Genomic DNA, 22,657 nt, shown 5'->3' with positions numbered 1-22,657 from the left:
ATAATTAATTTTTATTTGCAATTAAATAATAAATTTAGTTAAATGTATTAAAAAAAAGGTAAAACATATAATATATAAGAGTTTATTTAAAAGGAGATGCACTGAATGATTTCAAAGAAAAAAGCTTTACTTATTTCGATTGTATTGGTCGTTTTAACGGCTTTAACTACATCGACTGTTACACTTGCGTTAGGCGACAAAGTTATGATAGCAAGAGATACATATGAACAGTACAAAAAATATAACAAGCTTATAGCACTTGAATCGCTTATAAAAGAAGACTACTATAAAAAGCCAAAGGATGAAAAATTGGTAGAAGGAGCGATGAAAGGGTTGTTTGCCGGAACAGAAGATAGATACTCAACTTACTATACAAAATCTGAGATGGATAGATTAATTGAAGAAAATAAAGGATCTTATGTAGGTGTTGGAATGTACATCGGATCAACTGAAGAAGGAGAATTAACTGTTATACCTATGGATGGATCTCCAGCTAAAAAGAGTGGAATAAAGGAAGGTGACATTCTAGTTAAAGTTAGTGGAAAACTAGTTTCTGCAAAAAATTCGGACGAAGCTGTTAGCCTAATAAAAGGTAAAGAAGGAACTACGGTAGATTTGGTAGTAAAAAGAGATGGTAAAGAGAGAAAAATTAATATTGAGAGAAAAGAAATTGTCGAACATACTATTGAAAGTAAGGTTGTAGGTGACAATTTAGGTTACATCAAAATAAAGCAGTTTATAGATACTACTTATGATGATTTCGAGAAGGATTTAAAAAAATTAAAAGAAAAAAATATAAAGGGATTGGTTATTGACGTTAGAAGTAATCCAGGTGGAAACTTAGCAATAGTTAGTGAAGTTGCAGATTCTCTTATCGGTGAAGGAACTATAGTTTACACTAAAGATAATAAAGGAAATACAGAATACCTTAAATCTGACAAAAGAAAACTTGATCTTCCTATAGTAGTTTTAACGAATGGAGAGAGTGCTTCGGCATCTGAGATATTGACTGCCGCTATTATAGATAATAAAGCGGGAATATCCGTTGGGACTAAGACATTTGGGAAAGGTTTAGTGCAATCAGTTAAAACTTTGAAGGACGGCTCAGGATACAAACTTACGACTGCTCAATACTTTACACCAAATGGAGAATATATTAATGAAAAGGGTATAAAACCTACGATAGAGGAAAAGGATGAAAAGAAACAATTGGATGTTGCGATAAAATGGATTCAGGAAGAAATAAGCAAGTAGTGGTATAAAAATCTATCGACATGACTATATTATTATATGAGTATCTTTAAACTTGGAATAAATTAACAAAATAAAGTTATAAAAAATATTTGATTTTAAAAATGATTAGTGTTATTTTAAATATTGTAGAATAATACATAATAATGAAAAATAAGTTTTATTTTAGTGTCTTTTTAAATATTTTGTATTTTTCTAGAAGGAGATACGGCTATTTATATTGAATATAAATAAGTAAGTTAATAATGAAATAGGAAGTGAGATTATGAAAAAATCTAAATTGCAAATTGTTAACTTTCAAGAGTATAAAGACAGAAAAAAACAATTGGAAGTAGATAGAGAAGAATTACTTAAGTTAATAACTAAAGCTGTGATAACAAAATAGGGAGTATATACTCCCTATTTTGTTTGCTAGTAAAATTTTTGAGATGTAATATAATCTTTGAAATCATTGAAATCAGTGTCATTAGAAAACTCTACCGTTTCTGATTTTTCGCTTTCAAAGTTTTTTAAATAAACAGTGTGCTTGCTGTTTATTTTATTGTAGTATATACATTTATAACCATTGTTGTAAAGATCCTTAGGTTTTGAAAGGTTATTCATATAATCAACTCCTTATATTTAGTACGATTTTTTTATTGGATATCTATATTCTTACTAAATAGAGAAAATATATACAATATTATTTTGTGTAAAAAAAATCAATAATTTCCTGGGAAATTATTGATAAAAGGAGTAATATATTGAATATAAGTGTAAAATGTATAATAAAGATGTTGTAAATTTAAAGTTTGCTTTATATGATGTAAAAACTAATCAAAAGTTAAAAATAAAAGTATAAGAAATAGGAAGGGGATTAAAGTGAGTTTACTACAAAGTATTTCGAGAAATATATATTCTCTAAACGAAAAAGCAATGGATAAAACTAAAGTGAGGCTGGACAGACTTATACATCCAACTGAAAGTTTAGGAAAACTAGAGGATATTTGTATAAAATTAGCAGGTATATACGAAAATGACAACTTCGATATACAAAAAAAGGCTATCATAGCATTTGGATCCGATCACGGCGTTTATGAAGAAGGGGTTGCACCAGATCCACAAGATATAACTAGACTTCAATTTCCGAACTTTGTGAAAGGAATTTGTGGAGTGGGAGCACTTAGCAAATTTGTCGGTGCAGATGTGATAGCCGTGGATGTTGGAATCAACTCTGATGAAAAACTTGAAGGTGTTTTGGATTGCAAAATTAGAAAAGCTACATCTAATATGGCAAAAGGACCTGCGATGACTAGAGAGGAAGCTATTAGATCCCTAGAAATAGGAATTGAAATGGCAGAGAGCTGTATTGTTAAGGATTATAAAATTATAGGTGTTGGTGAAATGGGAATTGCAAATACTACTCCAACTACAGCTATAATATCTGTGATGTCTGGATGTGATCCAGAAGAAATAACTGATAAAGGTTCTGGGCTAAAGGCAGAGAGATTAAAACACAAGGCTCAAGTTATCAGAGACTCTATAGAAATAAACAACCCGAATCCTACTGATGGGATAGATGTTCTGCATAAAGTTGGAGGATTTGAAATTGGAGCTATGGCAGGTGTTATTTTAGGATGTAGTGCAAATAGAATACCGGTTGTCTTAGACGGATATATATCATATGCAGCTGCATTGATAGCCTATAGAATAAATCCAAAGGTATTAGAATATACACTGGCATCGCACTTATCTTCTGAAGTAGGAGCAAAGAAAGCATTAGAACTTTTAAAACTAAGTCCATTCTTAGATATGAATATGAGACTTGGTGAAGGAAGTGGTGCGGCTCTAGGCTTTAGTATAATAGATGCAGCAGTATATACATATAAAAACATGGCTACTTTTGATGAAATAGATATGGGGAGATAGCATATGAGTAATATAGTTGTTATAACTGGAGGATCTAGATCAGGAAAAAGCTGTTTTGCAGAATCTCTCTGTTTGAATCAAAACAACAGCACAGCGTATATAGCTACTTCAATACCATTTGATGAAGAAATGTTGGACAGGGTAAATAAACACAGAGAGCAAAGAAGTGATGAATGGGAAACATATGAAATATATAAAGATGTACATAAAGAGATAAATAAAATAGATAAAAGGCACAACACAGTTATACTAGATTGTGTGACGCTTTTGGTAAACAACCTAATGTTTGATTATAATCAAGATGTAGATAACATGAGTAGAGAAGAAATAGATAGAATGAAAGAACATGTCTACGATCAAATAGAAAAATTGATATTAGAAATAAAAAAGACGGACTTGTACTTTGTATTTGTAACAAATGAACTTGGAATGGGAGTAATGCCAGACAACAAACTTAGCAGGATTTACACAGATATTGCTGGAAAGGTAAATCAGTATATATCCAAAATGAGTGATGAAGTATATTTTGTTGTTAGTGGAATTCCTATGAAGATAAAGGGGTAAATATGAAAAGATTTATACTTACGTTGCAGTTTTTAACAAAAATACCAATTAAATACAATTCAGGCTTCGATGAAGAATTTCATAAAGGTATAGTTTATTTTCCACTAGTTGGATTTGTAGTAGGGGTTATTACATTCCTTGTAGGTATGCTTTCGCAAAATATATTTCCAGGGCTAGTTACATCTGTGCTGATAGTATTGGCAGAAGTATTGCTTACAGGAGGACTTCATATTGATGGATTGGGCGATACTTTCGATGCGCTCTACAGCTACAGAGACAAGGAAAAGATGCTTGAGATAATGAAAGATTCAAGGCTTGGAACGAACTCATTGCTTGCTATAGTATTCTTAGTAATATTAAAGATAGGATTTATATATAGTTTCATAGAAGCAAATATGATGTGGATAGTACTATTTATGCCAATGGCTTCTAGATTTGCTGTTATATGGATTACATATAAAACAGAGTCCCCAAGAGAAAAAGGAATGGGAAATGTATTTATTGGTAAAGCAACATTGTCTATGATTATAACTGCTTTACTGTATAGCACAGTTATAATTTTTGTTTTAGGAAGATGGACATTGATGCTGAATAATTTCGAAATTGTTGGAGCTCTAACATCTCTAGCTGTTTTAATAATCTTTGTAGAATTATTTAAAAGGCATGTCTATTCAAAAATAGATGGAATAACAGGCGATATACTCGGATGTACAATTGAACTATCAGAAGTAGTCTATATAATATTTTTGTATGTTTTTTTATTTTTATAATATATATAGGGTGATAATATGATAAAATTAATATTGGTAAGGCATGCTGTTACGAGTGCCAATGAAAAAGGAAGGTTGTCTGGATTTGCAGACAGTACTTTAAGTCAATTAGGAGAAGGACAAGTTCATAAGCTTGTAGATTATCTCAAAGATATCCCTATAGATAAGATATATACATCCAGTTCGATAAGGACTCAGAAAACAATTGATTTGATATCTAAGTCGAAGGGTATAGATATAGAGATTATTGAGAATCTCAATGAACTAAATTTTGGAGATTTTGATGGATACACATTTAAAGAGATTGAAAAAAAGTTTCCTAAAGAATATTTAGATCTATTAAATGATGGGGATAATTATAGATTTCCAAATGGGGAATCTCTAGTAGAATCATATAATAGAGTTTCAAAAGAGATAGAGCTTATATTAAAAAATGCTAATAGCAAAGATATTGAGAATATTCTAGTCTGTTCACATGCTGGATCGATTAGAAATATAGTTTCATATCTGATCTCTAGAGACTATAAAAATCACTGGAATTACAAAATTGACAATTCATCTGTTTCAATTGTAGAGATTGACAACGGATTTTCGGTTTTAACAATGCTAAATAACACAGAGTTCTTAAAATAGAATAATTTTACTAAAGAAGGTTATAAAATATTAAAAGGGAAAAAGGTTAAATGCCTTTGCAGCCCCCGCTACTGTATGACTGACGAAACTATAATTAATCCACTATCTTATGATGGGAAGGGTATAGAAGTAGGTCGAAGTCGAGCCAGGATACCTGCCTTATTTAGTTGTTACAGAATCTTCGGGGTGAAAGATTTTACTTATATAGCCAATGATAGTATAAGTCCTAATTTCCGTAATTAGGGCTTTTTTTATTATAACTAATAAATCGAGGTGATAAAATGGGTAGGAAAGTGATGTTACAGGGAACGGCTTCAAATGTAGGAAAGAGTATAATTGCAGCGGGATTGTGTAGAATTTTTTACCAAGATGGGTTTGCGGTTTCGCCGTTTAAATCACAGAATATGGCCCTTAATTCGTTTATAACTGAAGAGGGATTAGAGATTGGAAGAGCACAGGCTTTTCAAGCAGAAGCAGCAAATATAAAGCCAAAGGCAGATATGAATCCTATTTTGTTAAAACCCACGGGCAATAATTCTTCTCAAGTTGTAGTTCTTGGTAAGCCTGTTGGAGATATGAATTCTAACCAATACCATGACTACAAGTTAGATTTGATAGAAGTTTTAAAAAATAGTTTTGAAGGACTACAAAATGAACACGATATAGTTGTTATGGAAGGCGCTGGAAGTGCGGCTGAAATTAATTTGATGGATAGAGATATTTCAAATATGAAGATGGCTGAAATCGCAGATGCTCCAGTGATATTAATCTCTGATATCGACAGAGGTGGTGTATTTGCTTCTATAGTTGGGACTTTAAATCTGATGGATGTAGTAGATAGAAGTAGAGTAAAGGGAGTTATAATAAATAAATTTAGAGGAAGAAAAGAGCTTATTACAAGTGGAGTAGAAATGCTAGAAAAAATTATAGAGATACCTGTTTTAGGAGTTGTACCATATAGCGATATAAAAATTGAAGATGAAGATAGTGTTACCAATAAATTTCAACATAAGCCTACGAGAAACGACGTACACATTGAAGTCATAAGAACTCCGTATATGTCTAATTTTACTGATTTTGATATATTAGAGACTCAGGAAGATGTTAGTTTGAGATATGTTGAACATGGGGAATTTTTAAGCAATCCTGATATTGTGATAATACCGGGAACAAAGAATACAATCAGAGATCTTAAGTATATAAAATCAAATGGTTATGATGAACAAATAAAATCATTTGAGAGAAAAGGTGGGTTAGTAATCGGTATTTGCGGAGGCTATCAGATGTTAGGTAAAAGTCTAAAAGATCCTGATTTAATTGAATCAGACACTTTAGAAATTGACGGATTGGGTCTATTAGATATTGAGACTATATTCAATAAAGATAAGACTACTACCCAAGTTAAAGCCGAGATAAATACAGATACAGGAGTATATCTTAATGGTCTAAAAAATCAAAGCATAAGTGGATACGAAATACATATGGGAACTTCTGTTTTGGGAAGTGGTTCCAAGAGTTTCGATACTATTGTAAACAAACTTGGTAAAGAAGTCTGTTATGCAGAAGGAAGCGTAAATGATAAAGGAAATGTAGTGGGAACTTACATACATGGAGTATTTGACGACATAGACTTTACGAGAGCTCTGCTAAATAATATAAGGGAACTAAAAGGTTTAGAAAAATTAAAAAGCAATATAAAATCTTATAGTGATTATAAAAATAGAGAGTACGATAGATTGGCAGAATTCCTAAGGGAACATTTAGATATAGAAAAAATTTATGAAATTATGAAATAGTAGAGATTAAAAGAGTAGTATCTACTTTGATAGAAACGGGGTTAGAAAGTGAAAAAGTTAGTAATTGCAGGAACTAGCAGTGGAGTTGGAAAGACCACAATATCGCTTGGCATAATGAAGGCGCTTAAAAATAGAGGTTTAAAGGTTCAACCGTACAAAGTAGGCCCAGACTATATCGATCCATCTTACCACACTTTTATTACAGGTAAACATTCAAGAAATCTCGATTCATATATGTTAGATGATGAAAAGATAAAGTATATAGTTGAGGAATCTTCAAAGGATGCTGATATTTCAATAATTGAAGGAGTTATGGGACTTTACGATGGATTTGGTACTGATATTGACAACTGTACAACTTCATACACATCAAAAATATTAAAATCCCCGGTTATACTGGTTATCAATGGAAAAGCAATGGGAGCTTCAAGTGCTGCAACTGTTATGGGTTATCAACAAATAGATAAAAGTGTTGATATTAAAGGTGTTATAGTAAATAACGTAAAAACAGAGAGCCACTTCAGTATAGTAAAAGAATCAATAGAGAAATACTGTAATGTAGAGGTTCTTGGATATTTACCTCCAAATAATGCACTTTCATTAGAGAGCAGACATTTAGGGTTGATACCTAGTATGGAGATAGAGTCTCTAGAGAAAAAATTAGATATACTATCAGATGAGATAGAAAAATATGTAGACGTTAACAGATTACTAGAGATTTCAGAAAGCAAATCTATTACAAGTGGATATGATTTGGAAAAAGTTGTTGATTCATATGGATTGAGAGAATGTGCAAAAGGAAAAACTATAGCAGTTGCTTTTGATAAGGCGTTTAACTTTTACTACAGAGAAAATATAGATCTTCTTGAAAAAATAGGTCTCTATGTGGTATTTTTCAGTCCGCTAAATGATGAAGTGGTTCCAAAAGCGGATTATATTTACATCGGTGGAGGTTTTCCTGAGATTTATGCAAAAGAGATATATTTAAATGAAAGCATGAGAAAATCAATACGAGATTCACACAAGAAAGGAACTCCGATATACGCTGAATGTGGGGGTCTTATGTATCTAGGTGGAAGTCTGACAGATTTAGATGGTACAAACTACGAGATGGTAGGAATTTTCGAAGGAACTAGTGAAATGACTAACTCCTTAAAGCGATTTGGGTACTGCTATGGAATAGCAAAATTAGATACTGCCTTGTCTAAAAAGGGAGAAGTGATAAAAGGGCATGAATTTCATCACTCGACATTTGAAAGTGAAGAAAAATGTGCTTATACCATGATAAAGGAAAGAGATGGCAAAAAGATATCAGAGTGGAATGGTGGATACAGCAAGGGCAATACCTTGGCTACATATTTACATACACACTTTTACGACAATATAGATTGCTTAAAGAATTTTTTACAAAGAGGAAAAATATAAAATGAATTTAATATATATTTACTTAGGATATATAGTTGATTTAATTGTAGGGGATCCTTACTCTTTTCCCCATCCTGTGAAGTATATAGGGAAACTTATAAAAGTCTTAGAGAATTTTGTAAGAAGGGTTTTTAAAACAGATGAAGACCTTAAAAAAGGAGGATTTATACTATGTATTGTCACAGTTCTTACAACTTACGTCGTAACTTATTTGATAGTTAGGTTATTTAAATTTAATTCTGTATCGTATATTCTGATAAACGGAATTATTATTTACACTACATTTGCTACAAAGTGCCTTAAAGATGAAGCTGTAAAAGTCTACGATGTACTTAAAACTGGAGATATTGAAAAGTCTAGAATTCAATTATCATATATAGTTGGCAGAGATACAACCAATCTAAGTGAAAAAGAAATCATAAGGGCTACTGTCGAAACTGTTGCAGAGAACACAGTCGACGGAATAATGTCTCCTATGTTCTACGCATTTATAGGTGGAGCTCCACTTGCAATGGCGTATAAAGCTGTAAATACTCTGGACTCTACTGTAGGATATAAAAACGAAAAGTACATAAACTTAGGATTTGCATCTGCTAAACTTGATGATATCGCAAACTATATTCCTGCCAGATTATCGGTATTATTTATTCCAATCGCAAGCTTTATTTTAGGTTATAACCTAAAGGATAGCTTTAAGATAGGCATTAGGGATAGAAAAAATCATAAGAGTCCGAACTGTGCATTTTCAGAAGGTGCAGTTGCTGGGGCTTTGGGGGTTCAATTAGGTGGAACTAATGTGTACTTTGGAAAAGAAGTGTATAAGCCAACAATTGGAGATAAATTATACGAAATTGAAGAAAAGAATATAGTCGATACTAACAAAATTATGTACATGTCATCTTTTGTATCGTTGTTGGCATTTACAGGAATATATATTTTAATAAATTAATTAGAGGTGTTCAGATGAAAGATTTAGGGCATGGAGCTGACATAAACAGTTTGGCAAGATTTTATAACAAGGACCCAAGAGAGATAATAGATTTTAGTTCAAATATAAATCCAAATATTATCAAGGATTTAGAAAAACATGTATATGAAGGGTTTAAACTTTGTAAGAGCTATCCAGATATAGATTATCAAAACCTGAGAAATAATTTATCCGATTATCTGGACGTAGATTCTAAATACATAATTCCCGGCAATGGTGCGACTGAAATTATATATTTACTAATGAAATCTATAGGTAAACGACTTGCGGTTCTAAATCCGACATTCTCTGAATACGGAAGATCTGCATATCTTAATGGTCTTGATGTATTGGATTTGTATTTAGATAAGGACCAGGGATTTAGAGTTGATATAAACCAAATAGTAGAAAATCTAGACAGATTTGACAGCCTATTTATATGCAATCCAAATAATCCAAGTGGAAATGTTCAGGATATATTGAAACTAATGGATTTATTGCATAAGAACAATAAACTTCTTATAGTAGACGAGACTTTTATGGAGTTTGTAGGAGATGAACAAGATTATTCGCTTTTAAAATATGTGGAAAACAATAAAAATTTATTTATAATTAAGGCGGCTACAAAATTCTTTGGCCTGCCTGGTCTTAGATTAGGCTATGGAATAACTAGCAATAAAGAAATTTTAGAAAGAATATACAAATTCAAAGAACCTTGGACTATAAACACAATCGCAGATCATTTGTCAAATTATATATTCAGTGACAAAGGCTACATACAACAGAGCAAGATAGGTGGTAGACTTGAAAGAGAGTTTTTATTAGAAAGGTTAAAAGGTATCGAAAATTTAGAAGTATACGATTCTGATACAAACTTTATACTAATAGAATTAATAAATAAAAAGTCATATCAAGTAAAAGTAGAAATGTTTAAAGACCACAGCATTTTAATTAGAGATGCGTCAAACTTTAAAGGTTTAGACGACTCGTATATAAGGATAGCTGTAAAATCTCGTGAAGACAATTTGCGAATTATAAAATCATTAGAAAGAGTTGTGGGTTAATATGAAATCTAATGGAATGTATCCAGCTTCATGTGGGGAATTAGTACAGGGACTATTGGGAAATACAGAGTTTTTATGTTCGTATGCTGTAGATTTGTTCTCTCATGTAGTTATTGAAGAAAAACTTGAAGATATTAATACTATTAGCCTAAATACACAAAAATCTAGAGCAGCTCTTGAGAAAGTATTTGATAGATTTTCTCTACCATTAAAAGAAACCGAAAATATATCAATAGACATATTTAGCAGTATTCCAACAGCAAAGGGAATGGCTAGTTCCACTGCAGATATTGGCGCCACAATAATGGCGACGCTTTCACTTATAAATAAAGCAATGAGTGATGAGGAGATATCTAAGTTGGCGGCGGAGATAGAACCTACAGATTCTACGCTTATCAAGTCAAATTGTATATTCGATCCACTTACTGGAGAGGTAGAGGAAAATTTAGGATTTTTGGAAAATTGTAAGGTAGTTGTTCTAGAACCAGACGAGATACTTTTAACATCGAATACTAGAGGGCTTAAAGATTACTATTCTAAGAAAGAATCGAATAGAAAGACTACTGAAAAGGCATTTTCATTGTTACAACAAGGATTTAAAGACAGCGACTTGAAACTTATAGGTCAAGCTTGTAATATGAGCAGTTTGGCAAATGAAAATATACATAAGAAAGCTCATCTCGAAAAGATAATGGAGATTTCAAATAGATATGAGGGTTACGGTGTAAATGTAGCTCACAGCGGTACTGTAGTTGGAATCTTGCTGGATGAAGATATGGATGAAAGTGTAATTATCGACAGAATAGTGAGAGAAAATATCAACTCGGTATATAAAAATATATACACATTAAAAGTAATAGCAGGTGGCGCAAAGGGGGACAAAAATGAACTATATTAAAAATCCAATGAAAATAGAAGATAGAAGTTTCGAGATTATACAGGAGATAATCGATGAGATAAGACCTGATTATAAGTTTGAAAATGAACTTGAAGAAAAGATAATAAAGCGTGCAATTCATACTACAGCTGATTTTGATTATTTGGATATACTGGAAATTTCGCAAACTGCAGTAGATAAGATAGTCGACTCTTTAAAAAATCAGGCGACAGTTTACACAGATACAAATATGGCGCTAAGTGGAATAAACAAGCGAAGACTAAATGCGCTAGGGTGCGAATATAGATGCCTAGTTGCTGAAGAGGAAACTCACAAAATAGCTAAAGAAAAGGGTATAACTCGTTCGATGGCTGCAATTGAAATAGCTGCAAAAGACACAGGTAGAAAGATATTTGTACTTGGAAATGCTCCAACAGCTCTATTTAAAATAATTGAAATGAACAATGAAGGCAACCTTGGATTTGATGCAGTTGTGGGAGTGCCAGTTGGATTTGTAGGAGCGGCAGAGTCTAAAGACGAGCTTGCTAAAACTGATATTCCATACATTATATCTAGAGGAAAAAAAGGTGGAAGTAACTTAGCAGCAGCAATTGTAAATGCGATACTATACAATATTTAGGTGATTATATGGAAGAGTTTGTATACATTGATGGCAAGAAATACAGAAGAGGATATACCACTGGTTCAACAGCCACTGGAGCATCAAAAGCTGCGACTTATATGCTTTTAACTAGAAGCAAAATAGATTCTATCAAAATTGATACTCCAAAGGGAATTGAACTAGATTTAGTTGTAGAAAATGCAAATATTGAAGAAAATTTCGCCGAATGTTCAATAAAAAAAGACGGTGGAGATGATATAGATGCAACACATACTATGGATATATTTTCGAAAGCTGAAATAGTAGATAAAGGTTGTGAAGAAGAATCTGTTATTATCTGTGGAGGCAAGGGGATAGGTGTAGTAACTAAAAAAGGACTTAGTGTAGGAGTTGGAAAACCTGCAATAAACCCTATTCCATTAAAGATGATAAGAAGTGAAGTAGAAAAAGTTATTTCTGAATTTGAGGAAGGTATTTTGCCAAAATCTAAGGGGGTTAGGTTGACTATATCAGCTCCAAAAGGTGAAGAGGTAGCAAAGAAAACTTTTAACCCCAGATTGGGCATTGTCGGAGGCATATCAATACTAGGTACAACTGGAATAGTAGAACCGATGAGTGATGAAGGTTGGAAAAAATCTCTATCTATAGAACTTCAAATGAAGAAAGAGCAGGGAATAGATAAAGTTATATTTGTTCCAGGGAATCACGGAGAACAGTTTATTTCAGAGCATTATTCTCTAAACCCACATTATATTATTAGGACAAGTAACTTTATTGGATATATGCTTAAAGAAGCTCAACGCATGGGCTTTAAAAAGATATTTATGGCAGGTCACATTGGAAAGTTTATAAAGCTATCTGCAGGGATTTTTAATACGCACAGCAAAATTGCGGATGCTAGAAACGAGATATTGATATCTAACTTAGCACTTATGAAGGCACCGTATTCTTTATTAGAAGAAATCGATAAGTGCGTTACATCAGAGGAAGCTATAGACATAATAAACGAAGCTAATCTTTCAGAAGTATTCGATATTATATGTAATAAGTGCAAGAATAGGGTCTTAGAATACTTAAATGACGATGAAGACAGCATAGATGTAGAAGTTGTTATCTTTTCCATGGACAAGACTCTTTTAGGTAAATCAAGTGAAGTTGAAAAATTAGCGGAGGTGTTTAGATGATAAATATCATCGGTCTAGGGCCTGGAAAATTCGACTATATAACTAAAATTGGAGAAAATCTAATTAAAAACTCCGATATAATAATCGGGGGAAAGAGAAATCTAGAATCTATAGAGGATTATATTGGAGAAAAATTAGAGATAACAGACAATCTTAAAGATATAGTAGAGCACATAAATAAGAATAAAAATAAAGAAATCTCTATAATAGCATCTGGGGATCCTTCAATCTACGGCATAGCCAGATATATAGTAAAAAATGTAGACAGTGAAAACATATCAGATGATGTAAATATTATATCTGGAATCAGCTCTATGCAGTATATTTTTTCTAAGATATACATCGATATGAACGATCTATATATAACTAGCAGTCACGGAAAAGAACCGAATTTTGACTATATATTATCTCACAAGAAGGCCTGTATGGTAACTGATAAAAACATAGGGCCTAGAGAGATAAGTAAAGAAATAATGACAAGGGGACTTAAGAAAACTGTAGTAGTAGGTGAAAATATGTCCTATGACAACGAACGTATAACAGTTGGAAGTCCAGAAGACATATTAAAGAAAGAAAATTATGATATGAATGTAGTGGTGATATTAGATGAAGAATAGCGAATTTATAACGGGTAGAGTACCCATAACAAAAGAAGAAGTAAGGGCAATATCTATTAGTAAACTGGATTTAGCTCAGGCAAAAGTATTTTTGGATATAGGAGCTGGAACAGGTAGTGTTTGCGTTGAGGCAGCAGTAAATTATCCTAATTTACAGGTGCTAGCTATTGAGAGAGATGAAGATGCAGTAGATCTTATAAATAAAAATATAGGGAAGTTTGAACTAAAAAATACGACACTTATTAAAGGATATGCGCCTTTGAAGGCAGATGAGATAAATGATGATTTAGGTGTTACAAAGTATTTCGAAACAGATGGAACAATAGATTCCATATTTTTAGGAGGAACTGGTGGAAATTTAGAAGACATAATTTTATGGTCTAAAAATCTGCTTAAAGAAGGTGGTAAAATTGTTGCCAACTTTATCATAGTTGATACTTTTAATTCAGCGCTTAATTTGTTTAGAAAGCATGGGTTCAGAAATATAGATGTTAGTGTTTTAAATGTTTCTAAACTAGAGAAACTCGGAAGAGGAGAGTATTTCAAACCTCTAAATCCTATATATATAATTTCTTGTGAAAAAGGAGAGTAGTAATATGTCAAAAGTACATTTCGTAGGGGCAGGGCCTGGAGATAAAGAGCTAATAACTCTGAAAGGATATAAACTTCTTAGCACTGCAGATATAGTTATTTACGCTGGATCTCTTGTTAATCCAGAGTTACTAGACTACTGTAAAGGAGGTTGTGAAATTCACAACAGCGCATCGATGGATCTTCAGGAGATAATAGATGTAATGAAATACGGAACTGACAATAATAAATCTGTAGTTAGACTTCAGACTGGAGATTTTTCTATATACGGTTCAATAAGAGAGCAAGTTGAGGAATTAAATAAATTTTCAATAGAATTTGACTGCACGCCAGGTGTAAGTTCTTTCTTGGGAGCAGCATCTGCTATTGGAGTGGAATACACAGTACCCGAAGTTTCTCAAAGTGTTGTAATAACGAGAATGGAAGGAAGAACTCCAGTACCAGATAAAGAGTCTTTAGAGTCGTTTGCAAAACACCAAACCTCTATGGTTATCTTCTTGTCTGTTCAAGAAATTGAAAAGGTAGTTACTAAATTAGTAAATGGTGGATATCCAGTAGAAACGCCAGTAGCGGTCGTATACAAAGCTACATGGGCTGATGAAAAAGTTGTAAAAGGGACATTAGAAAACATAGCTGAATTAGTTAGAGAAAATGGTATAAACAAAACTGCTCTAATAATGGTTGGAAACTTCTTAGGAGATCACTACTATAACTCTAAATTATATGCTAAGGATTTTAAGCATGAATACAGAAAATAAAACTGTGATCTTAGCTATAACCGAAAATGGTAGAAATCTAGCAATAAAAGTTTCTGATTTATTAGGCGGTTGTGATATTTACTTTAAAAAGAGCAAAAGCAGCATATCTAAAGAATTTTTTACAGAGAATGTAAAAGATTTAAAATGCGAAAAAGATTCTAATAGTAAAAATAATTTTTTTATCATAGAAAAAAGCTTTAAAGAGTTTGTAGGAGATGTATTTGCAAAGTATGAGAATATAGTGTTTATCATGGCAACAGGTATTGTTGTTAGAAGTATAGCTCCCTACATTGAAAGTAAGTTTTACGATCCTGCAGTCCTGGTAATGGATGAACATGGAAAAAATGTAATAAGCTTGCTGAGTGGTCATATAGGCGGTGCAAATGAACTTACACATAAAATATGTGAACTAATAGAAGCTAACCCTGTAATTACAACAGCCACAGATGTAAATAGAAAATCATCACTTGATATGATAGCTAAAAAGTTAAATGCTCACGTAGATAACTTTAGAGACAATGTAAAAGATGTAAATTCGCTTTTAGTAAATAACAAGACTGTTGGAATATATGTAGATGGCGAATACAATATTGATTTAAGAGGTTTTGAAATTTTGAATACAAGTAAACAAAATGATGAAAATAATACTGAATTTAAATTGGTTCCACGTGGAGTTTTAAAAAATGAACTGAGTTTAAAACCAGATATAATTAGAAAAATTGTAGTTGTAACAGATAAAAAAACTATAGATATTGAAAAAGATATAAGAGAAGAAACAAAGATAAAAATTAAAAATAAAAATAATGATGAAAGCAATTTATCAGAAGCCGATTTTATAAAAGTTGTACCAAGGGATATTGTAGTTGGAATTGGCTGTAGAAGGGATACTTCATCAAAATTTATGTACGAGTCGTTTGTAAAGTTTTTAGACTTGAACAATATAGATATAAATTCAATAGCTAAAGTGGGAAGTATAGAGCTTAAAAAAGATGAAAAGGCAATAAATGATTTGGCTAAACATCTAGAAGTTCCATTTGATACATTTTCAGCAGAGGATATATCGAAGGTTGACGAGCTATATGAAAGGTCGGAATTTGTAAAAAAGAACGTTGGAGTTCACTCAGTATCTGAGCCAGTGGCACATATTATGAGCAATGGAAATTTAATAATAAATAAACATAAGTACAGCGGAATAACTTTCGCGTTAGGGAGAATAAAATTATGATATATGTAATAGGAATAGGACCAGGGAATAAAGAGTGGATGACACTTGAAGCGTTAGAAGCAATTGAAAAATCAAATGCTATAGTTGGATATAAAACTTATATAAATTTGATAGAAGATCTTATTGAAGGCAAAGAAGTAATTGAAAATGGAATGAGACAAGAGATAGATAGATGTAAAAGAGCTATTGAAGAAGCTAAAGATGGAAAAACAGTAGCCGTTATAAGTAGTGGAGATGCAGGAATATATGGAATGGCAGGGCTTATACTTGAGCTTGTATCTAATGAAGAAGCTGATATAGAAGTGAAAGTAGTTCCGGGAATAACTGCAAGTATTGGTGCAGCAGCTTTACTCGGAGCCCCTATAATGCACGATTTCTGCCATATAAGTCTAAGTGATTTACTAACTCCGTGGGATGTTATAGAAAAAAGACTTAAGTTAGCCGCAGATGCTGACTTTGTTATATGTCTGTACAATGCTAGAAGCAAGGGAAGAAGTGAACATCTTAAAAAAGCATTCGACCTTATGAGTGAATTTAAGGGTAAAGACATTCCTGTAGGTATAGTTAAAGATGTAGGTAGAGAAAAACAAGATATACACATTTGTACTTTTGAAACTATGGACTTTGAGCGAGTTGATATGACGACTATGGTAATAATAGGTAACAAATCTACGTTTATAGATGACGATAAAATTATAACTCCAAGAGGTTATGTACTATGAACTTAGTGCTTGGAGGAACATCAGACAGTTTAGAGATATGTGACAAACTTAAATCTATAGATAAAGAGTACACTCTATCGGTTACAACTGAGTACGGTAGAGACCTTGCAGTATCACATGCTGAAAATATAATTCTAGGAAAGCTAGATATTGAATCTATGCAGAATTTTATAAAAACAAATAAAGTCGATCAGATAATAGATGCAACACATCCTTATGCTGTAGAAGTTTCAAAGAACGCAATAGAGTGCGCAAAAGCACTTAGTGTAAACTATTTAAGATACGAGAGAAAATCTTTGATAGAGCAAATTAAATATAAAAATATACACATAGTGGATACTCTTGAAGACGCTTGTGATGTTGCAGATAGATTGGGAAAAAATATCTTTATTGGAACAGGTAGCAAAAATTTAGATGTTTATGTAAAACGACTTAAAGATAAGAACCTGATAGCCAGAGTTTTGCCGACAAGCGAGGTTATAATCAGCTGTGAAGAGTTGGGATTGAATGCAGATAATATAATTGCTATGAAGGGTCCTTTCAGCAAGAGTATAAACGAAGAGACTTATAAACATTACAATATAGATTTGTTGATTACCAAAGAGAGTGGAATCGCCGGTGGATTTTTGGAAAAAATAGATGCGTGCGAAACTCTTGGTATACCAGCTGTGATAATAAGAAGATCTACAGTAAATTATCCAAACGTAATAAACGATATAGACGAAATAACAGAATCAATAATGTAATAAATGTTATTGTTCAAATAAGAGAAGCACTATAGATGAGATAAAAAATAAAACTTCGGAGGTAATGTATGAAAAAAGCCGTTTTAGTAGTTAGTTTTGGGACAAGTTACCATGAGACTAGAGAAAAAACTATAGATGTATGCGAAAATAAGATAAAAAATTCATTGAGTGGTTACGATTTCTTTAGAGCATATACTTCTAATATGATAATTAGAAAACTTAAAAAAAGAGATGGTATCCTTATAGAAAATCCTATCGAAGCTCTTACAAGACTAAGCGATGAGGGATATGAAGAAGTATTAGTTCAGACACTACATATAATATGCGGTGAGGAGTATAATAAGTTAAAAGATCAGATAGAAAAATTATCTTATAAATTTAAGAAAATAACACTTGGAAGACCTCTACTTACAACAATCGATGACTATAAAGAGACATCAAATGCGATAAAATGGCAGATTCCAGAAATGGGGGATGATGAAGCAGTAGTATTTATGGGTCATGGGACAGATCACGAATCTCATTCAGCTTATCCCGCGATAGAATACGCTATGAGAGATGACGAAATAAACACTTATGTTGGGACAGTTGAAGGATATCCAGAACTTGAACACGTTATTAAGAAGCTTAAAAAAGATAAAATAAAAAAAGTACATCTAATGCCGTTTATGGTGGTAGCAGGGGATCATGCTATCAACGATATGGCCAGCGATGAAGATGATTCATGGAAGACTATTTTAGAAGAAAATGGATATGACGTTAAGGTGTATTTACAGGGATTAGGAGAAAATCCTGAAATTCAAAATATATTTGAAAAACATGCACAGGACTGCCTGTAAATAGCAGTTGTGCATTAAACTACAATTACAAAAAATATAATACAGTTAGAACTTAACTATAGCCGATATATTTTCGAAGGGAGCAAGTTAATGACAAAGAAAGCTAAGTTTTATGGTATAGGTACTGGACCAGGGGATAGTTCTCTGGTTACAGTAAAGGCAGTGGATACTCTAAAAAATTTGGATATACTATACACTCCAGAATCAAAAAAGGGTGGAGATAGTTTAGCTTATTCTATAGTAAAAGGGTACCTACCAGAAGATCTAGAGATAAAATCTAGACATTTCCCTATGAACTTCAATGAGGATGAAAAAGAAGAAGTATGGAGCAGTGTCGCAGATGAGATAGTCTCAGATGTGAAGTCAGGAAAAAATGTTGGGTTTGTAACACTTGGAGATCCAATGATATACAGCACTTATGTGTATGTTATGGAAAGATTAATACACAGGGTTGAAGTTGAGACAATTCCGGGAATATCATCTTTCTCAAATATCGCTTCAAATCAAAACTTTCCACTAGTAATGGATAGAGACGCACTTATTGTAATTCCGTGTACTTTAGACGAAAAAAAGATAGACTATGCTTTGAAAAGCTATAATTCTATAGTACTTATGAAGGTATATAAAAATTTTAAAGAAATAATTAAAAAACTTGAAGAATTTAAACTTATAGATCACGCTATATTAGTAAGCAATTCATCACAGAGTGGTGAAATAGTATATACAGATTTAAGAGATGTACATTTGGAAGATAAAATTTCGTATTTCTCAACTATATTAATAAATACAAATAACGATTGGACAAGACAATAGTTAGTATCAAAGGAGATCAGAATGAATATAAAAGTTGGAACTAGGGGGAGTAAGCTAGCTCTCATCCAAACGTATTGGATAATTGATAATCTTAACGAAAAGTACCCGGAAGTTAACTTTGAAGTTAAAGAAATAAAAACAACTGGAGATAGAATCCAACATTTATCACTTGATAAAATAGGAGACAAAGGTCTATTTGTAAAAGAGATCGAGCAACAGTTATTGGATGGAGAAATTGATATAGCTGTGCACAGTATGAAGGATATGCCATCATCGCTGCCAGAAGGGTTAAAATTTACAAGAACACCGAAAAGAGAAGATCCGAGAGATGTACTTATATTAAAAGAAGGATTTAAAAGTTTAGATGAACTTCCAATAGGGGCTAAGATTGGTACAGGAAGTAAGAGAAGAAAATACCAGTTGCTTAATGAAAGACCTGACTTAGAGATAGTGTCCGTAAGAGGAAACATTGAGACTAGAATTAAAAAGATAGAAAGTGAAAACCTGCATGGTGTAGTATTAGCTGCTGCAGGTATTATCAGAGCTGGATTAGATGATGTGATAAGTGAATTTTTTTCGATTGATACAATGGTTCCAGCACCAGCTCAAGGAGCACTTGCTATTGAAATCAGGGATAATGACAGTGAAATTGAAGAAATATTAAATACACTAAGTGATGATGTTACAGATATTCAAATATCGGCTGAAAGAGGCTTTTTAGATGGAGTTAATGGAAGTTGTCATATACCAATTGGTGCTTTTTGTGAAGTAGAAGGTTCTAAATTGAAGCTCACTGGAATATACGGAGATGAGGAAGGTCAATGTCTAATAAAACACAGTATGACTGGAGTTTCATCAAGTCCGAGAGAATTGGGACTTAATTTAGCTAAAAAGGTATTAGAGGAGTATAAAAAATATGAAGGGTAAAGTATACTTAGTTGGTGCCGGCCCTGGTGATCATAAGCTTATGACAATCAAAGGGTTGGAATGTATAAGAAAATCTGACGTAATTGTTTACGATAGACTTGCTAATAGCAGTTTTTTGAAAGAAGCCAAATCTGACTGCGAATTTATATATGTAGGAAAAGCTTCTAGCAACCATATATTGCCACAGGAAGATATAAACAAGGTTATTTCAGAAAAGGCTATTGAAGGTAAGATAGTTACTAGACTTAAAGGTGGAGATCCATATGTATTTGGAAGAGGTGGAGAAGAAGCCGAGGAATTAGTAAATAGAGGAATAGAATTTGAAGTAGTACCGGGAATAACTTCTGCAATAGGTGGACTATGTTATGCAGGAATTCCTATAACTCACAGGGACCACGCATCTTCATTTCACGTAATAACTGGTCATCATAGAGATGACGATACAAAAGAGATAAATTGGCATGCACTTGCGAACAATAAAGGGACACTTGTATTTTTAATGGGTGTTTCCAATTTAAAGAGGATAAGTGAGAACCTTATTAAAGAAGGAAAAGACAGAAATACTCCAGTTGCATTTATAAGCTGGGCAACTAGGTATAATCAGAGGGTAGTAACTTCTACTTTAGAAAATTTATATAAAGATGCTATTGAGCAAAATGTTAAGCCTCCTACATTAATCGTAGTAGGAAGTGTTGTAGAGCTTAGAGATAAGTTGAATTTCTTTGAAAATAAAAAACTGTTTGGAAGTAATGTAGCAGTTACAAGATCAAGACTACAAAATAGTACCCTAGTTGAGAAAATTTCTGATTTAGGGGGTAATCCCATAGAGATTCCTACTATAAAGATAGAAAAAATAGAGGATAATTTTGATTTAGAAAAAGAAATAAAGGATATACAAAAGTATACATATATAGCATTCACAAGTAAAAACTCTGTAGATATATTTTTCGACAAATTAGAAGAAATGAATTCAGATTCTAGAGCACTTGCTGGTTTAAAAGTGTGTTCAATAGGTTCCGCAACTTCTGATTCATTAAATAAAAGAGGTATAAAAGCAGATATCTGTCCTAAAAAGTTTGTAGCTGAGTACCTATTTGAGGAATTAAAAGAAGATTTAACATCAGAAGACAATGTACTTATACCTAGATCAGAAAATGCTAGGGATTACTTAGTAGAGAATATATCGAAGTTATGTCCGGTTAAAGAAGTTCATATATACAGGACTGTTATAGATAGTGATAAGAAAGATGAAGTTATAGATGTTCTTAATTCAGAAGACTTAGACTACATTACATTTACAAGTTCATCTACAATTAAAAACCTTGTAGAGATAATCGGTGAAGATAAATTAAGTCTTCTAAAAAGAATAAAGGTAGTATCGATAGGTCCTATAACTTCTAAAACTGCAAGAGATTTCGGTATTGAAATCTATAAAGAAGCAGATGTAAGCACAATAGATGGAATTGTAGATGTTATAATAGAAGATAAATATAAGGTCCATATATAAAGATATAAAAAACTTTATGAAGATATACAGATGAAAGAAAAGTGGAAATTATAAAATAAAGGGGGTATTAATATGTTTTATCCAATAGTTTTAAATATCAGTGATAGCAAAATAACTGTTGTGGGAGCAGGTAAGGTTGCATTTAGAAAATGTAAATCTCTTGTTGAGCTCGGAAAATCTGTAACAGTAGTTGGCAAAAATATACTGGATAATTTTTATGATTTAGGAAATAGTGTAAACGTAATTGAAGCAGAATTTAATACCTCATTTATTGAAGATAGTTCAATTGTAATTGCTGCCACTAATAATAAGGATCTAAATAGGTCTATAGGATTGTATTGTAGAGACAATAATAAATTAGTAAATGTAGTGGACGATATTGAACTATCTAATTTTACTGTTCCGTCATTTTTTAAAAAGGGTGATTTAATGATCAGTATATCCACTGGAGGGAAGAGTCCTGCACTTTCAGCAAAGATTAGAAAAGACTTAGAAAAAAAATATGATGATGAATTTATTGAATTTTTAGATCTACTTGGTAGACTAAGAGTTAAAATAATTGAGTCTGAAAAAAATATTCAAAAAAGAAATAACATTCTCAAAAGGTTGGTAAACCTAAGTTTAGAAGAATTAAAAGAGATAAGTGTGAAATTTAATTTATAAAAAGTGTTGACTTAGATTTTAGATTTTGATATAGTAATACTTGTCCTCGAGAGAGCGGCAAACGAAATAAACAAAGCAAGAAGAGAAAAAAACAAAAGAACATTGAAAATTAAACAGTAGGTTAATTTATAAGAAAACAAGAAACAAACCATATAAAGCCAGATATTAAAGATAACGATAGTATCTGA

Annotated in this window: 24 protein-coding genes and 1 riboswitch; of the genes, 23 read left to right on the top strand and 1 reads right to left on the bottom strand. The window is 32.3% G+C overall.

Annotation, left to right across the window (positions count from 1 at the left end; translation table 11 throughout):
• Positions 1 to 105 precede the first annotated feature (105 nt).
• Positions 106 to 1,254, top strand: coding sequence for a S41 family peptidase (locus J2Z43_RS13445; RefSeq protein WP_209457635.1), 1,149 nt, complete (start codon positions 106 to 108; stop codon positions 1,252 to 1,254).
• Between the two features lie 408 nt (positions 1,255 to 1,662).
• Here J2Z43_RS13445 and J2Z43_RS13440 read toward each other — a convergent pair whose 3' ends face one another.
• Complete coding sequence (locus tag J2Z43_RS13440) at positions 1,663 to 1,854, bottom strand: hypothetical protein (protein WP_027700986.1); 192 nt, start codon at positions 1,852 to 1,854, stop codon at positions 1,663 to 1,665.
• Positions 1,855 to 2,112: 258 nt separating this feature from the next.
• On the opposite strand from J2Z43_RS13440, the gene cobT reads away from it, so the two are divergent.
• The 22 genes from cobT (at position 2,113) to J2Z43_RS13330 (ending at position 22,469) form a co-directional block, all read left to right on the top strand.
• Positions 2,113 to 3,159, top strand: a complete 1,047-nt coding sequence (cobT, locus tag J2Z43_RS13435) for a nicotinate-nucleotide--dimethylbenzimidazole phosphoribosyltransferase (RefSeq protein WP_209457634.1) — start codon at positions 2,113 to 2,115, stop codon at positions 3,157 to 3,159.
• A gap of 3 nt (positions 3,160 to 3,162) precedes the next feature.
• A complete protein-coding gene (cobU, locus tag J2Z43_RS13430; RefSeq protein WP_209457633.1) occupies positions 3,163 to 3,723 on the top strand; it encodes a bifunctional adenosylcobinamide kinase/adenosylcobinamide-phosphate guanylyltransferase in 561 nt (186 codons plus the stop codon).
• 2 nt (positions 3,724 to 3,725) lie between these two features.
• On the top strand, positions 3,726 to 4,493 hold the full coding sequence (cobS, locus tag J2Z43_RS13425; protein WP_209457632.1) for an adenosylcobinamide-GDP ribazoletransferase: 768 nt from the start codon (positions 3,726 to 3,728) through the stop codon (positions 4,491 to 4,493).
• Positions 4,494 to 4,511: 18 nt separating this feature from the next.
• A complete protein-coding gene (locus J2Z43_RS13420) occupies positions 4,512 to 5,126 on the top strand; it encodes a histidine phosphatase family protein (protein WP_209457631.1) in 615 nt (204 codons plus the stop codon).
• Positions 5,127 to 5,302, top strand: a riboswitch (cobalamin riboswitch).
• A 105-nt stretch (positions 5,303 to 5,407) separates the two neighbouring features.
• Complete coding sequence (locus J2Z43_RS13415; protein WP_209457630.1) at positions 5,408 to 6,922, top strand: cobyric acid synthase; 1,515 nt, start codon at positions 5,408 to 5,410, stop codon at positions 6,920 to 6,922.
• A 48-nt stretch (positions 6,923 to 6,970) separates the two neighbouring features.
• A complete protein-coding gene (locus J2Z43_RS13410) occupies positions 6,971 to 8,347 on the top strand; it encodes a cobyrinate a,c-diamide synthase (RefSeq protein WP_209457629.1) in 1,377 nt (458 codons plus the stop codon).
• Between the two features lies 1 nt (position 8,348).
• Complete coding sequence (gene cbiB, locus J2Z43_RS13405; protein WP_209457628.1) at positions 8,349 to 9,296, top strand: adenosylcobinamide-phosphate synthase CbiB; 948 nt, start codon at positions 8,349 to 8,351, stop codon at positions 9,294 to 9,296.
• A gap of 14 nt (positions 9,297 to 9,310) precedes the next feature.
• Entirely contained in the window at positions 9,311 to 10,378 is a 1,068-nt protein-coding gene (locus tag J2Z43_RS13400; RefSeq protein WP_209457627.1) for a pyridoxal phosphate-dependent aminotransferase, read from the top strand.
• A gap of 1 nt (position 10,379) precedes the next feature.
• Positions 10,380 to 11,276, top strand: a complete 897-nt coding sequence (locus J2Z43_RS13395; RefSeq protein WP_209457626.1) for a GHMP family kinase ATP-binding protein — start codon at positions 10,380 to 10,382, stop codon at positions 11,274 to 11,276.
• Positions 11,263 to 11,895 (top strand): cobalt-precorrin-8 methylmutase, encoded by a 633-nt coding sequence (locus J2Z43_RS13390; RefSeq protein ID WP_209457625.1) that lies wholly within the window; start codon positions 11,263 to 11,265, stop codon positions 11,893 to 11,895. Before J2Z43_RS13395 ends, J2Z43_RS13390 begins: the two co-directional genes overlap by 14 nt.
• A gap of 8 nt (positions 11,896 to 11,903) precedes the next feature.
• On the top strand, positions 11,904 to 13,061 hold the full coding sequence (cbiD, locus tag J2Z43_RS13385) for a cobalt-precorrin-5B (C(1))-methyltransferase CbiD (RefSeq protein ID WP_209457624.1): 1,158 nt from the start codon (positions 11,904 to 11,906) through the stop codon (positions 13,059 to 13,061).
• On the top strand, positions 13,058 to 13,678 hold the full coding sequence (locus J2Z43_RS13380) for a cobalt-precorrin-7 (C(5))-methyltransferase (protein ID WP_209457623.1): 621 nt from the start codon (positions 13,058 to 13,060) through the stop codon (positions 13,676 to 13,678). Before cbiD ends, J2Z43_RS13380 begins: the two co-directional genes overlap by 4 nt.
• Positions 13,668 to 14,270: a decarboxylating cobalt-precorrin-6B (C(15))-methyltransferase gene (locus J2Z43_RS13375; protein ID WP_209457622.1), complete on the top strand. Its 603-nt coding sequence runs from the start codon at positions 13,668 to 13,670 to the stop codon at positions 14,268 to 14,270. The genes J2Z43_RS13380 and J2Z43_RS13375 overlap by 11 nt, the downstream gene beginning before the upstream one ends.
• Before the next feature lie 4 nt (positions 14,271 to 14,274).
• Positions 14,275 to 15,027: a cobalt-precorrin-4 methyltransferase gene (locus J2Z43_RS13370; RefSeq protein ID WP_209457621.1), complete on the top strand. Its 753-nt coding sequence runs from the start codon at positions 14,275 to 14,277 to the stop codon at positions 15,025 to 15,027.
• Positions 15,011 to 16,252, top strand: a complete 1,242-nt coding sequence (gene cbiG / locus J2Z43_RS13365; RefSeq protein ID WP_209457620.1) for a cobalt-precorrin 5A hydrolase — start codon at positions 15,011 to 15,013, stop codon at positions 16,250 to 16,252. Before J2Z43_RS13370 ends, cbiG begins: the two co-directional genes overlap by 17 nt.
• Positions 16,249 to 16,974 carry a precorrin-3B C(17)-methyltransferase gene (gene cobJ / locus J2Z43_RS13360; RefSeq protein ID WP_209457619.1) on the top strand — a complete coding sequence of 242 codons (726 nt, stop codon included), beginning with the start codon at positions 16,249 to 16,251 and terminating at the stop codon, positions 16,972 to 16,974. Before cbiG ends, cobJ begins: the two co-directional genes overlap by 4 nt.
• Positions 16,971 to 17,720, top strand: a complete 750-nt coding sequence (cobK, locus tag J2Z43_RS13355) for a precorrin-6A reductase (protein ID WP_209457618.1) — start codon at positions 16,971 to 16,973, stop codon at positions 17,718 to 17,720. Before cobJ ends, cobK begins: the two co-directional genes overlap by 4 nt.
• Positions 17,721 to 17,788: 68 nt before the next feature.
• On the top strand, positions 17,789 to 18,559 hold the full coding sequence (locus J2Z43_RS13350) for a sirohydrochlorin cobaltochelatase (protein WP_209457617.1): 771 nt from the start codon (positions 17,789 to 17,791) through the stop codon (positions 18,557 to 18,559).
• A 90-nt stretch (positions 18,560 to 18,649) separates the two neighbouring features.
• On the top strand, positions 18,650 to 19,372 hold the full coding sequence (locus J2Z43_RS13345) for a cobalt-factor II C(20)-methyltransferase (protein ID WP_209457616.1): 723 nt from the start codon (positions 18,650 to 18,652) through the stop codon (positions 19,370 to 19,372).
• Positions 19,373 to 19,393: 21 nt separating this feature from the next.
• Positions 19,394 to 20,299, top strand: a complete 906-nt coding sequence (gene hemC / locus J2Z43_RS13340) for a hydroxymethylbilane synthase (RefSeq protein ID WP_209457615.1) — start codon at positions 19,394 to 19,396, stop codon at positions 20,297 to 20,299.
• Positions 20,289 to 21,806 (top strand): uroporphyrinogen-III C-methyltransferase, encoded by a 1,518-nt coding sequence (gene cobA, locus J2Z43_RS13335; protein ID WP_209457614.1) that lies wholly within the window; start codon positions 20,289 to 20,291, stop codon positions 21,804 to 21,806. The genes hemC and cobA overlap by 11 nt, the downstream gene beginning before the upstream one ends.
• 72 nt (positions 21,807 to 21,878) lie before the next feature.
• Positions 21,879 to 22,469 (top strand): precorrin-2 dehydrogenase/sirohydrochlorin ferrochelatase family protein, encoded by a 591-nt coding sequence (locus J2Z43_RS13330; RefSeq protein ID WP_209457613.1) that lies wholly within the window; start codon positions 21,879 to 21,881, stop codon positions 22,467 to 22,469.
• Positions 22,470 to 22,657: the final 188 nt, after the last annotated feature.

This window comes from Metaclostridioides mangenotii, from assembly GCF_017873185.1.
In the GTDB taxonomy this organism is placed as follows: Bacteria; Bacillota; Clostridia; order Peptostreptococcales; family Peptostreptococcaceae; genus Metaclostridioides; species Metaclostridioides mangenotii.
The sequence above is the reverse complement of the archived record's forward strand: the minus strand, read 5'-3'. Positions and strand labels throughout refer to the sequence as shown.